Origin of the sequence: Selenobaculum gibii, assembly GCF_030273445.1 — a bacterium.
Taxonomy (GTDB): Bacteria; Bacillota; Negativicutes; order ICN-92133; family ICN-92133; genus Selenobaculum; species Selenobaculum gibii.
The window spans coordinates 2,011,227-2,025,939 of record NZ_CP120678.1; the positions used below are offsets into that span (position 1 = coordinate 2,011,227).

Genomic DNA, 14,713 nt, shown 5'->3' on the forward strand with positions numbered 1-14,713 from the left:
CGGTTTATTTGCCTATTGCAAACAACATTTTTTATACTTTTTCCCACTGCCACATGGACATGGATCATTGCGTCCAACGGAAGCCTTTGCCGGGACAAATCTCATCCCATCAGCTTTCGTTTCCACAATACGATAATTTTCTACACAATCGAGCGGTACAGTGCCAAGTTCTTTTATACTATAACCTTTTAACCGCCACAGCCCAATTGTATTCTTCATCTCAACAAAAACTTTTAATAATTCTTCCGTGACTAATTTCGTCGGCACTTTTAATGCCACTTGAAAATAACTAAGCATTTCATTCATATCATCTCCATTTTGGAGCATAATACACAGTTCATCCGCAATATCATTTGCCTCTTTAAAATCCAGCTCAAAATTCACCTGCATAAGTGCAATTAATTGCTGATAGGCATTATTTTCTGAAACATAATCTACTGCACCAGCTTTAAAAGTTTCATCATAAGAAAACTCTTTGTAGGTTAAATTTGCATTTTTCTCACGCTCATATTCAAGTGCATCTTCATCAAGCACACCATAATGAATCATTCCAGCTTCAGAAATTAAAATATTTTCTTGCCAGCAACTTGCATTAATTAAGATACCCATAAACTTTTTAAAATCAAATTCAGCTATTTTTGCAATTTTTTGTACACGCTCAAATAAAATATCATATGTTAAAAATCCATATTGTGTTAACAATCCCGAGACCAAACGAACAACTTCTTCATTAGCTTTCACGCGACTTAAGAATTCAACATCTAGCTTGTTCCACACTTTTAATATTTCATCAGACATATACCAAACGTTTTCCCCTTTAATGCGTCCAGTATGTAAAATTCCCAAACTGCGAATATAATCTAATCTCGTATCTTCCATATCTACGTTGGCGCTAGCACCACCATTTTTCGCAATATCCGATAAAATATCATATTGACTTGATATGATATTCTCAAACCAGCTAGTAGAAAAATCAAGAATTGGATTTACAAGAGCTTGTGCCATTTCTTGTTTCTTCAATTTACTAATTCCATGCACACATAAATTTACACGAATATCATCTAATTCATTTTTCATTAGTAAAGTTAAAGCATCTACCAGTTTTCTTTTTTCATCTACGTTATTTTTCCAAAAAGCCTTTTCGCGCTCTTTCATTTGTCTTGCTATCTCAGCATTCAATTCTTCAAGTGAATTTGCATTTTCCAGTTTTTCTTGATCTAACATCAACATACCTCACTTTATTTATCTTATGACTAACGTGGTCTAATCACCGCCTATTAGGGCGCAGAAAGACACCGTAAGTCCCTGGATTACTCATCTGCCTTCAGTAGAGTTAAAACTCCCTCCGAGACAGCCTCATTTATCATAAGAAAAATATTTATTTAAGCCGTCAAAAATTCCTTTTGCAGCCTTTCTAACACCATCAGATGATTTTAACAAACGTTCTTCATTTGGATTTGATATAAATGCCACCTCCGCTAAAGTCGCTGGCATCGTTGTATATTTAACTACATAGAAATTGCAATCACGAGTCTTACGATCTTGTGTATTCAGTTGATTAATTAGCCCTTCGCGAACAAATCTTCCCAAGCGCTCGTCACCATTGGTTTTTTGATAAATATAAGTTGATGTTCCTTGTGCCTCTTGATTCACAAAAGCATCCATATGTATGCTAACAAAAACAGTAGCATTTGCCTTATTCGCAATATCTACCCGCGCTTGTAACTCTTCTCTCGCCGAAGCATTTGGACGGGCAACATCCACATCTGTCGTACGCGTCATTACGACTTTTGCCCCTTCAGCTTCAAGCATTTTCTTCAACTCTAAACCGACAGCTAAAGTAACTTCTTTTTCAGTTATACCAGTAGGTCCAATTGCTCCGCCATCACTTCCGCCATGCCCCGGATCCACAGCAATAATCTTATCTTTTAATCCCGGTTTATCAAATAGTTGTATCGTACGCATTTTCACCTCTGGTAAAGGTGTACTAATCGTTTCCTCTTGCGGAGTTTTACCAACTTCCTCTTGTGCTAAATCACCAAAATCCATAACAATGCGAGGCATTTTATCATTTGCTGAATCCGCTTTTAAAGAAAACACTCTATAGCGGTCTTTGCTGACATTTGCCTCAACAACAATCCTTACTGTTGTCGGATCGAATTGACTAGCTCTTACCTTGCCCACTAACCCACTATTTACCGGAGTAGCTTTACTTACATTAGGACTTAGCCATGCCCCTTTAATATCAATTGCAATTCTCGTTGGATTTGATAAGACAAATGTGCGGTATTCTACTTCCTTTGTCGTATCCAACACTACCCTAACTTTACTGTCACCATTGGTATATACCCGCACTCCATCAACTTTAGCTAGCCCACTAACTCTATCTTTAAAATCAGCAGCATAAGATATTGTGGTAAAACTAAGTAACGAATATATCATCACCATACACATAATCATAAATCTACGCATTCTATTTTCCTCCCAAAAAGGTCTGTCCTTTATTATAGGATTTTTCGCTATAAAAATGCAATACCTTCTACTAATATTCCTAAATATTACACCATAAAATTACAAACATTTGTTAAATTTACGTTGACAAAATTGCTTTTATTCTTTAATTTCTGTATACTTAATGATGTATTTCACTGAAAATTTCAAATCAATTGGGGGGTTAGCATGATTAAACATATTTTGTTTGATTTAGATGGAACTTTAATTCATTTTGATCATCATTTATTCATGGAAAACTATTTAAATTTACTTGGACGTAAATTCGCTAATATTACAGATCCAAAAATCTTTGCCAATCATGTTTTAACAGCAACAGGACATATGTTAAAAAACGTTGAACATACAAAAACAAATGCCGATGTTTTCTGGCAATATATTGATCAAAACGTTGACATATCACGTACAACACTAAACCCATTAATCGATGACTTTTACCAAAACGATTTTAATGAACTAAAAAAAATAGTCACTGTGCCAAAAATCTTACCAATTTTGAATAACCTCATTGAAAAGGCTATCCCGGTTTCCCTTGCAACGAATCCTGTTTTCCCTTTAATTGCTGTAAAGTCGCGTTTGAAATGGGGAGGTCTGGATCATATTCCATTCCAACGTATTACACACTATGAAAATAGTCATTTCTGCAAGCCTCAGCTCGCTTACTATCAAGAAATTCTTGATGTAATTGACTTGAGCCCTGAAAATGTTCTAATGATTGGTAATGATGTTCATGAAGATTTAATTGCTGGAGAGCTCGGAATAAAAACCTATCTGTTAACTGATTTTATCATCAATAAAGATAATCGTCCAATCAAATCCAACTATATTGGAACAGTAGATCAACTGGCAAAAGATTTGCCAAAAATATTAGCATAAAAAAGACTGATTCCTATGTATTTTCACCCTCTATGAATCCCCGTCTCATAACCATCGGAAAAACCTCAAAAAAACCCTATCAAATTATCCACTTTATTCAGCATATATCTATGGATAAATTGATAGGGTTTCGTTATCTAAAAAATTCCTTCTATATATTCATAGAAGGAATTTTTTAGCTCTATTAAGGTTTTACACTTGCTTTAAATTCTTGTTTGCCATTTTTCATTTCAATTACAACCGCATTCTTCACTGCATCATGTGTTGCATTCAATGTTGTATCACCAGAAATTGCTGCAAAATCTTTTGTTTCAGTCAAAGCTGCTTGGATTTTTGCTGGTTCAGTACTGTTTGCACGAGTAATTGCATCAATTAATACTCTCGCCGCGTCATAACCAAGTACCGCAAGCGCATCTGGTTTTTGACCATATTCTTTTGTATAAGCTTCAACGAATGCTTTAGACTTTTCATCATCGGAATCAACAGAATAGTGATTTGTAAAGAATGTATTATTTAAAGCATCTGCACCTGCGATTTCTCCTAATTTAGGAGAATCCCAGCCATCTCCGCCCATGATTACGCATTTAAGGTCAATTTCACGCGCTTGTTTTACAATTTTACCTACTTCTTCATAATATCCAGGAACATAAATGATTTCAGGGTTTAACGCTTTGATTTTCGTTAAAATTGTTTTAAAATCCTGATCTTTTTGTAAATAAGCTTCTTCACCTAAAATTTGGCCATTTTTTGCTGTGAAAGCTTTCTTGAAGAAATCTGCTAAACCTTTACTATAATCACTGCTGTTATCTACAAGAATAACCGCTTTTGTTAATTTTAAATTATCAGTAGCAAAGTTTGCCGCTACAGTTCCTTGGAATGGATCGATGAAACACACACGGAAAACATAATCAAATACTTTACCACTTTTCTCATCTACCGTAACTTTCGGATTTGTCGCACCAGCTGCTAAATAAGGAACTTTTGCCGCTTCAGCAACACTTGCTGCTGCAATTGCATTAGAACTTGAAAAAGTACCTGTTACTGCAACTACTTTATCTTGATTGATTAATTTTGTAATCGCATTTGCAGCTTCTGCTGGTTCAGATTTATTATCTGCTACTACAGCCTCAATTTGTTTTCCAAGTACACCACCATTGGCATTGATTTCTTTAAATGCTAACTTTGCACCGTTTGCTGCCGATGTACCAAGCGTAGCATTACCACCTGTCATTTCATTTAATAAACCAATTTTTATTGTGTTGGAGTCACTTCCACCACAACCAGTTAACCCAACAGCCAACATACAGATCATCATCATAACCGCTAATAACTTTATCTTATTATTTTTCATAAAACCTCTCCCCTTCTTACTATCTTAAAACTTTTCTCCCACCTACATCGCGTCAAAAGAAGGGCATTGTCTAGCTAAAAAGAAAAGAGCCAAACCATTATGATTTGACTCTAAAAAGCATAAACAAATACTAGGCAAAACTATAACATAACCAACAATGATTTGTTATAGCCTGTCTCTGTCCTTTTGCCTGAGAGATTTGCAGACTTCTTACTCAACGTCTGTTTTCACCTTCGGCGTCCCACTTAAGGGCCCTCTCCAGAGTCACGTCCATCTACGGTTTATACGATAACTCGATGCCTGAGAGCGTTACTCCTTCGGCGGGCCTTATAGCCACTCTTCCGTAGACTTCATCCGAAATACATATGTAATTGTGTGGAATACTTCAATGAACACTATTATAATGCAAGTTTTCAATTATAGCAATAGGTATTAATAAAAAAATGAACTATTTTTACAAAATAGTTCATTTTTCGTTATTTTTTATTTCAAAATCCGAGAAATTTATCGTTTCTACAGCATACTCTTTAAAAAAGCTTGTGTGCGCACTTGACGTGGATTGGCAAAAAACTCTTCTGGACTGCCTTGCTCAACAATATCTCCATCTGCCATAAAAATCACATGGCTAGCCACTTCACGGGCAAACGCCATTTCATGCGTTACGATAATCATCGTCATCTTTTCTTCCGCAAGTTGTCGCATCGTTTTTAAAACTTCTCCAGTCAGTTCTGGATCAAGTGCAGAAGTCGGTTCATCAAACAGCATGATATCTGGACTCATCGCCAAAGCCCTAGCGATCGCAACCCGTTGCTTTTGTCCACCAGATAACCTGGATGGATAACTATCCTTTTTTTCACTTAGACCTACTTTTTCTAGTAAGTTTTCCGCAACAGGAATAATTTCTTGAAGTTTCATTCCTTTTACATGCACTGGTGCTTCAATCAAATTTTCCATTACCGTCATATGAGGAAACAAATTAAATTGTTGAAATACCATGCCCATTTTCGCACAAATCTGACGCGCTTTCTTTTCCTCTACATATTTTCCATCTTCAGCAAGTAAATCACCTTCTACTTCAATATACCCTTTATCAATTGTCTCCAAGCGATTAAGACATCTAAGCAAAGTACTTTTCCCCGAACCTGATGGTCCAATAATTGCAACAACTTGCCCGCGTTTTACTTCCAAATCAATGCCCTTTAGTACATTTAAGTTATGAAAACTTTTATGGATGTTTCTCATCCGAATCATACATTCACTCATGCTATTTCCTCTTTCTATTCATCATATTTGGCATATCGAGATTCTAACTTTTTAAATCCCCAAGTTAATACAAAAGTCATCGCCAAATAAAACGCTCCAGCAATTGCAAACGGCATCATATCAAATTCACGCTGTACAATTGTTCTCGCGGCTCTCAATAAATCATTCATTGCTAAAACATATACTAAAGAAGTATCCTTGACCAAAGTAATCGTTTCATTACTGATCGGCGGTAATACACGTTTAATCATCTGCGGGATAATAATACGACGCATCGTTTGTACATAAGTCATACCCAAAGTTTTTGCCGCTTCATACTGCCCACGTTCAATCGACTGAATTCCAGCCCGAAAGATTTCAGCAAAATAAGCACCATAATTTAACGTAAACGCCAAAAGTGCCGATCCAAAATCCGGTAATTTTATCCCAAAGGACGGCAATGCAAAATAGACAAATAACAATTGTAACATAAGCGGTGTACCACGCATTAACCAAATATAAACTTCCACGATAAAGCTAAGCGGGCGACAATTTGATATCCTTGCCAGCGCTAATAATAGCCCTAGCGGTAACGATAATGCCAAAGTAATGACAAAAATTTGTAGAGTAACTGTTAACCCATCTAGTAAAGGTGGTATCATTGTCAAGATTTTTTCCATTTATTTTCTCCTTATTCTTACTCAGTAAACGCACATAAGACCAATGGTATTTTCACCATCGGTCTTATGACAACCTTCAATTCTTCATCCGAAACTATTTTGTTATATCTTTGCCAAACCATTTCGTTGAAATTTTTGCAGTCGTACCATCTTTTTTCATTTCATCAAGAACTTTTTGAACTTCAGCTTGTAAATTTGTATCATCCTTACGGAAACCAATGCCAAAGTCTCCAACAGGACCTACCGGAGCTTCTAAAGCCACAAACTTATCTGGGCTTTTACCCATATAGTAACGACCAACAATTTCATCTGTAATAATCGCGTCTACACGTCCAGCTTCCATATCCATCATTGCAGCAATGCAATCAGGATATTTTTTTACTTCTTTGATCGAAGCTTGTAAATTTTTATCAGCTTCAAAATTTTCTTCAGCGGTGCTTGCACTTTGCATACCAATTACTTTGCCTTTTAAATCAGCTTCTCCTTGAATAGGAGAACCTTTTGGTACAAAAATTAATTGTTTACATTCCATATAAGGTTCACTAAAGAGCATATTTTCTTTACGTTTTTCAGTAATATTTAACCCATTCCAAAGTACGTCAATACGTCCACTGCTAAGTTCAGCCTCTTTACTGCTCCAATCGATTGGCTTGAACTCAACTTCACGACCAAGTCTTTTCGCAGCTTCATTTGCTAAATCAATATCAAAACCAACAATTTTATCATTTTCATCTTTAAATCCCATTGGTGGAAAGTTATCATCTAAACCAACCACGATTTTTTTCTTGCTAGCATCTTCTTTCTTCGCGTCATTTCCACCGCAACCAGCAACTAAAGCACCAACCATCATAACGAGCATGAATAAGGCAATTATCTTTTTCATCAAAAATCCTCCACCCAAAATCTTATAATTTAATTACAAATACGATTATACTTTAGTTCGTTAAAATATGAAACCTTTAAAACATTACACTTAATCATCAAAAAATAAAATTACATTCTCCATTCTCTCTCAATCTCAAAAATTCGTATTTTTTTATATTTCTTTGTTTCCTAGAAATCCTCCTTTGAATTTACTAAACCAGTAATAATCTTCCCGATAATTTCCACACCACGCCAAATCGCTTCAGGAGAAACTGTAGCAAAACTAATGCGAATATAACGATCAACCGCTTGACGTGGGAAAAATGGAGTACCTTCCGTCAACAATACTTCTTTCGTTCTAGCAGTTTCTACAACAGCTTTTGCAGAAATCCCCTCTGGCAAAGTAAGCCAAATGGATAATCCCCCTTGCGGTCTTTTGTATACAACATCACTCGGAATAAATCGCTCTATCGCATCCAAAGTCATCTTAAATCGATCTAAATAAAGTTTGCGAATCGTCTCAATATGCTCTAACCATATTCCTTTTCGTAAGTATAAATCAAACGCACGCTGTGTAAGCCCCGACGTTGATATATCCGAATTATGCTTGATTGCTAAGAGACGATTCACCAACTTTGCAGGTATCGTTAAAAATGCAAGCCGAAGTCCCGGCATAAAAATTTTCGAAAAGCTTTTTAAGTAAATCACCCGATCATCGCGATCAATGGCTTTTAATGGCGCCATAGACTTCTTGCTATAAGTAAGTTCACTGATATAATCATCCTCTAAAATAATCGTATTATAATACCGAGCGAGTCCCATCAATCGATTACGTTTCACCGTAGAATAAGAATACCCCGTTGGATTTTGAATATTCGGCATAACATAAATTAGCTTGGGACGAAAAGTTCTTAGCTTTTCTTCTAATTCTTCGATTTTTATTCCATCCTCTTGCATACTGATTTCGATAATCTTAGCACCGCGTGAACGAAATGCAGCAATCGCACCTGAATAGGTCGGATTTTCCACAAAAACATAGTCGCCATAATCAAGCAGTGCTTTTGCAACAATATCAATTCCTTGCTGCGCACCAGAAATGATCTGCACATTGCTAGGCCTAGCCTCAACGCCACGTTCTTTTAAGTAGACGGATATTGATTCGCGAAGCGGATAAAACCCTTGACTTTCCTGATAACTAAATGCATAGCCCCGATCGCGATCCAGCACTTCATTGATTACCCTTTTAAAAGATTCTACAGAAATTAACTCGGGGTTAAGCGCAATGCTTGCAAGGTTGATATAAGATTCGTCCATTGTAGGCGTGAGCATGGATATCGCATCAAACTCATCTTCCTTTTCACTCTTTTCATCTGCTTCTGCTGCTTTTAATTCGGCAACATAACTCCCACTTCCGCCCCGAGAAAATATATAGCCATTCTGTTCTAACAACTTATACGTATTCATCACCGTTCCCGCATTAATTGTCAAGAACGCAGCAAACTTACGTACAGGTGGTAACAAATATCCATGACTCAATTTTCCTTCAATAATAAGTTCACGAATCGCATCATATAGCTGTACATATAATGCGATTTTCTTCGTCTTATCTAATTGTATTGAGATAAAATTAACAAATTGTTCATCTTGCCCTGTCATCACAAACCCCTTCTACAAAAGTTAAAATATTTAATTGAAATCGTATCAGTACGCTTTTCATTGTAACATACTCCAGATGTAAACACGAGTTACTCCAAAATAAACCAGTCAAAACTAAAAAAAATCCTGTTAACCACCACTTGGGTTAGCAGGATTTTTTAATGCTCAACCATTTTTTTCATTTTTCAACTCTCGCCGTTTTACTTTAAGAACTTCCTCACTTAAACTATGCCAAATTTGCTGAAATAGCTCATTATATCGCAAAGAAGTTCGTATTTTCGAAATATCACGTGGCCGCTTTAAATCAATATCGACGATCTCTTTCACCGTTCCAGGATGGGCAGTCATAATCATAATACGGTCACTCACACATAACGCTTCATCAATACTATGGGTGATAAATATTGTTGTTTTCTTCATTCGGCACCAAATATCGAGTAATTCTTGCTGAAGAATAATACGGTTTTGCTCATCTAATGCACCAAAAGGTTCATCCATCAATAAGATTGCTGGATCATTTGCAAAAGCTCTCGCTACACTCACCCTTTGTTTCATTCCGCCCGATAATTGACAAGGATATGATTTTGCAAACTTCGTTAATCCAATCATATCAATGTAATAAGCGGCAACCGCTTCCCTTTCTTTCCTGGGCACATTACGCATTTTTAATCCATAAGCAACATTATCTAATACGGTGAGCCAAGGAAAAATAGATTGCTCCTGAAATACTACTGATGTTAACGGTTTGCTACGGTCACGTAAATTTATATTGATTGACCCTGTCGTTGCCTTTTCTAACCCTGCCAAGATTCTAAGCAACGTCGTTTTCCCACAACCACTCGGTCCAACGATAGAAAAAAACTCGCCTTCTTTTATTTTTACATTCACATCTTCTATAGCTGAAACTTTGCCTTGTGCTGTCTGGAACACCCTGCCTACGTGATCAATCTTAATGTATTCCTTATCTTGATTCATCGAAAAACCTCCATTCAAGATTGCTGTTTCCACGGCAATGCTAAACGTTCCAGCCAATCTAAAATAATTGAGAATATATACCCAAGTACAGATAGCATCATCAATGCTACAAACATCCTCTCAATATCAAACATGTCATAAGCTCGCCAAATCATCCAACCTACACCAGCTTGCGCCGCTGACAGTTCTGCAGCGACAATTAAAATTAACGCCATTCCCATCCCTAGTTTTAATCCGGCAAAAATCATCGGCAACGCTCCTGGCAATGCTACTGTCAAATAGAAGTTTTTCTTACTTGCGCCAAAATTTTTGGCAACATCTAAATAAATTTTTTCAATATTTAATACACCAGTTAATGTGTTAATAACTACTAAGTAAAACACACCAATTGCAATTGTAAATATTTTCGAAGTTTCTCCAAGTCCAAAAATCAATAAAATCAAAGGCATCAATGCCAGTTTTGGAATCGGATACGTCGCGTTAATCATTGGTTCTAATGCACACCTAACGATCGGGGATAATCCCATTGCAATACCTAAAACGATTCCTGGAATAGCTCCAGCGACAAACCCAAATAATATCCGCTGTACACTAATCATCGTATGATAAAGTAATTCTCCTGAAAAAAGTAACGGTAAAAAAGCTTTTAATATAAGATACGGACTAGAAAACAGGCGAATATCAATCAATCTGCACTGCGCTAACGCTTCCCATATGACAAGTAGTGTAACGGGCGACAATATGGAAATGACACGAAGCACGCTTAGATTATTTGATTGTATTTTCATCTGTTTACCTCACCAACTTTAAAGTTATTTCTCCCTTAAGAAAGATGAATCATTTTATTTATATTCTCCTAATTGCGTTAATGCATAATTAACAAAGTTATTATCTAATGTTTCATCTAATTCAATCGATTGCTTCAGTAAATCATTTTTCTTATACCAATCTAAGTCTAAAGCTACCCCATTTGCTTTCACATAACCATTTGGATTAATACCTGTTGGAAACATCGTTTTATAGAGATTAGCATCTTTAACTACAGAATATTTGCAAAGTAAATCAATCATTTCAGCTTTATTTATCCCTTTGAAAAAAGCATCGTTATAATCGCGTACTGATTTTATATAAGCAGTCATAAAACGATTCGCCACATCTTTATTTTGCGTTAAACTTTTTCCAAAGACTAAGATTGCAGTTTGCGCCTGAGGATCATATTCTACTGGATCTTTCCATGGAGATAATAAACCTTTATTCATTCCTTGTGTCACAAAAGGTTCGATCAACATTGCCGCATCAATACTTTGGTTACCAAAGGAAACTAAGATATCAGCAAATGAACGAATTACCTGTACATCTACATCAGCTAATGTCATATTTCCCTTTGCCAAAACTCTGTCTAAAGAAATTTCATCTAAAGAGGCAGTTCCTACAATTGCAATTTTTTTACCTTTAAGATCACTATAATTTTTAATTGTATTTTCTAAATCTTTACGAACTACCAATCGATAGTACCCTTGATCTGCAACATTGTTCCCCTTATCCGCTACAATCTTTATTGGAATATCCCTTGACATCGCATTAAATAAACCTGCCGATGAAACAGTAGCACCAACATCTAGTTGTCCTGCTGCCAGTTGATTGATCATTTCTTGCCCAGTATTAAACTGAACTGGTTCAATTTTAATTCCCAGAGCTTCATAATAACCTCTTGCCATCCCAATTAAAATGCCAGCATCCGAAGTCACCAGCTTCATGCCAACTGTTACTGTGACTGGCTCACTTAATGGTTTTAAGTTCGGCGCCCAAACAGGTGCAGTTTGCTTTTGGTCAGCAGTTATGTTTGCTCCGCAGCCAGTAAAGAAAAATACCATTATCACGGCTAAACTAATAACCTTACATAATTTACCCAATTTCATAAGCACTTCCTCCATTGATATATTACTGCTACATACTATTCATTAAATGATATTTCGGTTCTAGGAATTGTATAGCTGCAACTTAGAATAAAAATAAGCGCTCATTTTACTTTACATAAATAGATTATTGTATCTTCATTATCATATTTCTTGTTCTCTTCAACTACTTTATTTTAAAATTGTATCAATACAAAATTAATAAATTATCATACTTTACTTGCTATAGCAAAATTATTCTGCTAAAATTAGAAAAATTTCGTACGAAAGCGCAAAAATCGTATTAGTACAATTTTTATTTTAATCTATTACAGTGAAGAATGTGAGGTATTTCCATGGAAAACAGATATCAATTAAACAAAAATTTAGCTCAAATGCTTAAAGGCGGCGTCATTATGGACGTAACCAATGTTGAGCAAGCAAAAATTGCCGAAGCAGCCGGTGCTGTCGCTGTCATGGCACTTGAACGCGTACCTGCGGATATTCGCAAAGAAGGTGGCGTCGCTAGAATGTCCGATCCAAAAATGATTCGCGAAATCAAGGCAGCTGTTTCTATTCCTATTATGGCAAAAGCAAGAATTGGTCATTTTGTTGAGGCACAAATTCTAGAAGCTATCGGTATTGATTACATAGATGAAAGTGAAGTATTAACACCTGCTGATGATGTAAACCACATCGATAAATCCGCATTTAAAATTCCATTTGTTTGCGGTGCACGAAACCTTGGTGAAGCGTTACGCCGTATTGGTGAAGGTGCATCCATGATTCGTACCAAAGGTGAAGCCGGTACAGGGAATGTTGTCGAAGCAGTTCGCCATATGCGCACAATGGTAAACGATATGCGTCGCGTACAAATGGCATCCGAAACTGAATTAATGACCATTGCAAAAGAATTCGGCGCCCCTTTTGATTTAATCAAATACGTACATGAGCACGGTAAATTACCAGTCGTGAATTTTGCAGCAGGCGGAATCGCGACACCTGCGGATGCAGCCTTAATGATGCAGCTTGGCGTTGACGGTGTATTCGTAGGTTCTGGTATCTTTAAATCCGGCGATCCAGTAAAACGCGCCAAAGCAATCGTAGAAGCAACAACTTTCTATAATGATCCTGTCAAATTAGCTGAAATCTCCGAAGATCTAGGCGAAGCAATGGTTGGCATTGAAATTGATACATTAGATAAAAATGAACGCCTCGCTAGCAGAGGTTGGTAAGATGAAACGTATTGGTATACTCGCTCTCCAAGGTGCAGTAGCTGAGCATATGCATGCATTATCTAAATTGCAAAATGTAACTACTTTGGCAGTGAAAACAATAGATGAAATTAAAGAAGTGGATGGATTAATCTTACCCGGTGGCGAATCTACTGCTATGGGGAAATTACTCGATTATTTTCAAATGCTTGAACCTTTAAAAAATCTAATCAATCAAGGGCTCCCCGTTTGGGGAACTTGCGCCGGAATGATTTTGCTGGCTAAAGAAATTTCCGCCCAAGAAACAAGCTATTTACAAGCAATGGACACTGTGGTAAAAAGAAATGGCTACGGCAGTCAGCTAGACAGCTTTCAAACCACCGCATCCATTCCAGAAATATCAACAGCTCCAATTCCACTTACCTTTATCCGAGCACCTTATATCGAATCAGCAAAAGAAAATGTAAAGGTACTCGCAAAAGTCGATAACAAAATTGTAGCTGCCCAGCAAGACCATATGCTGGCGACTGCATTTCATCCCGAACTAACAAACGATTTATCCTTCCATCGCTATTTTGTTGAAAAAGTTGTATAAAAGTTAAGTACATCACAAAATAAAAATTCCCATATAAGTCAGATTTACAATTGATACGTTTCATATCATTGTATCCGACTTATATGGGAATTTATTTTTATGTACTGTGGTATGATTAAAATGCTTTATCTGGGTTGATGTTTACTTTATTATTGCCTGGATTAAATTCTGCACTTCATTTGGTTTTTTATTGTTTTTTGTGTCCATTAGACCGAGAAGACTGCAACTATATTTTGATATCCTACCGCTGCATTATTTATTTTTGCTTCCTTTTCTTCTTTTGTTTGAGCATTTTTTAACTCTTTTAGCTTTTTCTCTGGTTGCTGATGTAAAATTTTTCACTTATATGGTGATTCATATTCTTCTACAAAAAGCCCCATATTTATAGCTCCTTTGATTGCTTTTTTACATAACCGCCAACTGCAAATATACATATAGTAATCATAACCAAAATGTATATACATAATATTGTCATGTTCTAGCTTACACCAAAGATCTTCTCGCAAAATCATTCGGGCTAAAATTTTAATTTCTTCTACATTTAAAATATCATTTTCCTTTAAATTATGATATAGATTAATCATTTTCTCAGAATAAAAGTCATCTTCCATCTTTGTGAATTTGCATTTTTCGATACCTACTACCTTTAACGACTTTATATCATTACTACTCATGAACGCTACTATTGTATCAATATAAGCATCTTCTACAATAATATAATCCATCTTAGTCACTTTATATTCGTTGAAAGTTTTCCCTATATCTGAAAATGATGTCCATTCATTACAAGTATATTTATCAAACTCATCACGGTAAACAGGATTATATTTCGTTATGCGCCAAGAAAACATTTT

The 14,713-nt window shown here is 36.2% G+C and carries 14 protein-coding genes and 1 riboswitch; of the genes, 3 read left to right on the forward strand and 11 right to left on the reverse strand.

Annotated features, from left to right (window positions below; translation table 11 throughout):
• Positions 1-12: 12 nt before the first annotated feature.
• On the reverse strand, positions 13-1,224 hold the full coding sequence (locus tag P3F81_RS09695) for a YecA family protein (protein ID WP_309320347.1): 1,212 nt from the start codon (positions 1,222-1,224) through the stop codon (positions 13-15).
• Positions 1,225-1,356: 132 nt separating this feature from the next.
• A complete protein-coding gene (locus tag P3F81_RS09700; RefSeq protein WP_147670815.1) occupies positions 1,357-2,472 on the reverse strand; it encodes an N-acetylmuramoyl-L-alanine amidase in 1,116 nt (371 codons plus the stop codon).
• 207 nt (positions 2,473-2,679) lie between these two features.
• Here P3F81_RS09700 and P3F81_RS09705 point away from each other — a divergent pair, with 207 nt between their 5' ends.
• On the forward strand, positions 2,680-3,387 hold the full coding sequence (locus P3F81_RS09705) for an HAD family hydrolase (protein ID WP_147670816.1): 708 nt from the start codon (positions 2,680-2,682) through the stop codon (positions 3,385-3,387).
• 184 nt (positions 3,388-3,571) lie between these two features.
• Here the strand turns inward: P3F81_RS09705 and P3F81_RS09710 are convergent, their stop codons facing one another.
• The 8 genes from P3F81_RS09710 to P3F81_RS09745 form a co-directional block, all read right to left on the reverse strand.
• Positions 3,572-4,738, reverse strand: coding sequence for an ABC transporter substrate-binding protein (locus P3F81_RS09710; protein WP_147670817.1), 1,167 nt, complete (start codon positions 4,736-4,738; stop codon positions 3,572-3,574).
• Between the two features lie 168 nt (positions 4,739-4,906).
• Positions 4,907-5,010, reverse strand: a riboswitch (glycine riboswitch).
• Positions 5,011-5,251: 241 nt separating this feature from the next.
• On the reverse strand, positions 5,252-6,001 hold the full coding sequence (locus tag P3F81_RS09715) for an amino acid ABC transporter ATP-binding protein (protein ID WP_309320348.1): 750 nt from the start codon (positions 5,999-6,001) through the stop codon (positions 5,252-5,254).
• Positions 6,002-6,015: 14 nt separating this feature from the next.
• Positions 6,016-6,660, reverse strand: coding sequence for an amino acid ABC transporter permease (locus tag P3F81_RS09720; RefSeq protein ID WP_147670818.1), 645 nt, complete (start codon positions 6,658-6,660; stop codon positions 6,016-6,018).
• 94 nt (positions 6,661-6,754) lie between these two features.
• On the reverse strand, positions 6,755-7,543 hold the full coding sequence (locus tag P3F81_RS09725; RefSeq protein ID WP_147670819.1) for an amino acid ABC transporter substrate-binding protein: 789 nt from the start codon (positions 7,541-7,543) through the stop codon (positions 6,755-6,757).
• Between the two features lie 170 nt (positions 7,544-7,713).
• A complete protein-coding gene (gene pdxR, locus P3F81_RS09730; protein ID WP_147670820.1) occupies positions 7,714-9,180 on the reverse strand; it encodes a MocR-like pyridoxine biosynthesis transcription factor PdxR in 1,467 nt (488 codons plus the stop codon).
• A gap of 165 nt (positions 9,181-9,345) precedes the next feature.
• Complete coding sequence (locus P3F81_RS09735; RefSeq protein WP_147670821.1) at positions 9,346-10,155, reverse strand: ABC transporter ATP-binding protein; 810 nt, start codon at positions 10,153-10,155, stop codon at positions 9,346-9,348.
• A 14-nt stretch (positions 10,156-10,169) separates the two neighbouring features.
• On the reverse strand, positions 10,170-10,943 hold the full coding sequence (locus tag P3F81_RS09740; RefSeq protein WP_147670822.1) for an ABC transporter permease: 774 nt from the start codon (positions 10,941-10,943) through the stop codon (positions 10,170-10,172).
• Between the two features lie 54 nt (positions 10,944-10,997).
• Positions 10,998-12,074 carry an ABC transporter substrate-binding protein gene (locus tag P3F81_RS09745; RefSeq protein ID WP_309320349.1) on the reverse strand — a complete coding sequence of 359 codons (1,077 nt, stop codon included), beginning with the start codon at positions 12,072-12,074 and terminating at the stop codon, positions 10,998-11,000.
• Between the two features lie 332 nt (positions 12,075-12,406).
• Here P3F81_RS09745 and pdxS point away from each other — a divergent pair, with 332 nt between their 5' ends.
• Both pdxS and pdxT read left to right on the forward strand, forming a co-directional pair.
• A complete protein-coding gene (pdxS, locus tag P3F81_RS09750; protein WP_147670823.1) occupies positions 12,407-13,285 on the forward strand; it encodes a pyridoxal 5'-phosphate synthase lyase subunit PdxS in 879 nt (292 codons plus the stop codon).
• Between the two features lies 1 nt (position 13,286).
• Positions 13,287-13,859 carry a pyridoxal 5'-phosphate synthase glutaminase subunit PdxT gene (gene pdxT / locus P3F81_RS09755; protein WP_147670824.1) on the forward strand — a complete coding sequence of 191 codons (573 nt, stop codon included), beginning with the start codon at positions 13,287-13,289 and terminating at the stop codon, positions 13,857-13,859.
• Between the two features lie 338 nt (positions 13,860-14,197).
• On the opposite strand, the gene P3F81_RS09760 is transcribed toward pdxT, so the two are convergent.
• On the reverse strand, positions 14,198-14,710 hold the full coding sequence (locus P3F81_RS09760; protein ID WP_147670825.1) for a hypothetical protein: 513 nt from the start codon (positions 14,708-14,710) through the stop codon (positions 14,198-14,200).
• Between the last annotated feature and the right edge of the window lie 3 nt (positions 14,711-14,713).

Excerpts from the sequence above, each read along its gene's own strand:
- pdxS (WP_147670823.1), top strand. The coding sequence starts at position 12,407 with ATGGAAAACAGATATCAATTAAACAAAAATTTAGCTCAAATGCTTAAA.
- P3F81_RS09700 (WP_147670815.1), bottom strand. The coding sequence starts at position 2,472 with ATGCGTAGATTTATGATTATGTGTATGGTGATGATATATTCGTTACTT.
- P3F81_RS09705 (WP_147670816.1), top strand. The coding sequence starts at position 2,680 with ATGATTAAACATATTTTGTTTGATTTAGATGGAACTTTAATTCATTTT.
- P3F81_RS09715 (WP_309320348.1), bottom strand. The coding sequence starts at position 6,001 with ATGAGTGAATGTATGATTCGGATGAGAAACATCCATAAAAGTTTTCAT.
- P3F81_RS09695 (WP_309320347.1), bottom strand. The coding sequence starts at position 1,224 with ATGTTAGATCAAGAAAAACTGGAAAATGCAAATTCACTTGAAGAATTG.
- P3F81_RS09710 (WP_147670817.1), bottom strand. The coding sequence starts at position 4,738 with ATGAAAAATAATAAGATAAAGTTATTAGCGGTTATGATGATGATCTGT.
- P3F81_RS09745 (WP_309320349.1), bottom strand. The coding sequence starts at position 12,074 with ATGAAATTGGGTAAATTATGTAAGGTTATTAGTTTAGCCGTGATAATG.
- P3F81_RS09740 (WP_147670822.1), bottom strand. The coding sequence starts at position 10,943 with ATGAAAATACAATCAAATAATCTAAGCGTGCTTCGTGTCATTTCCATA.
- pdxR (WP_147670820.1), bottom strand. The coding sequence starts at position 9,180 with ATGACAGGGCAAGATGAACAATTTGTTAATTTTATCTCAATACAATTA.
- P3F81_RS09720 (WP_147670818.1), bottom strand. The coding sequence starts at position 6,660 with ATGGAAAAAATCTTGACAATGATACCACCTTTACTAGATGGGTTAACA.
- pdxT (WP_147670824.1), top strand. The coding sequence starts at position 13,287 with ATGAAACGTATTGGTATACTCGCTCTCCAAGGTGCAGTAGCTGAGCAT.
- P3F81_RS09725 (WP_147670819.1), bottom strand. The coding sequence starts at position 7,543 with ATGAAAAAGATAATTGCCTTATTCATGCTCGTTATGATGGTTGGTGCT.
- P3F81_RS09735 (WP_147670821.1), bottom strand. The coding sequence starts at position 10,155 with ATGAATCAAGATAAGGAATACATTAAGATTGATCACGTAGGCAGGGTG.
- P3F81_RS09760 (WP_147670825.1), bottom strand. The coding sequence starts at position 14,710 with ATGTTTTCTTGGCGCATAACGAAATATAATCCTGTTTACCGTGATGAG.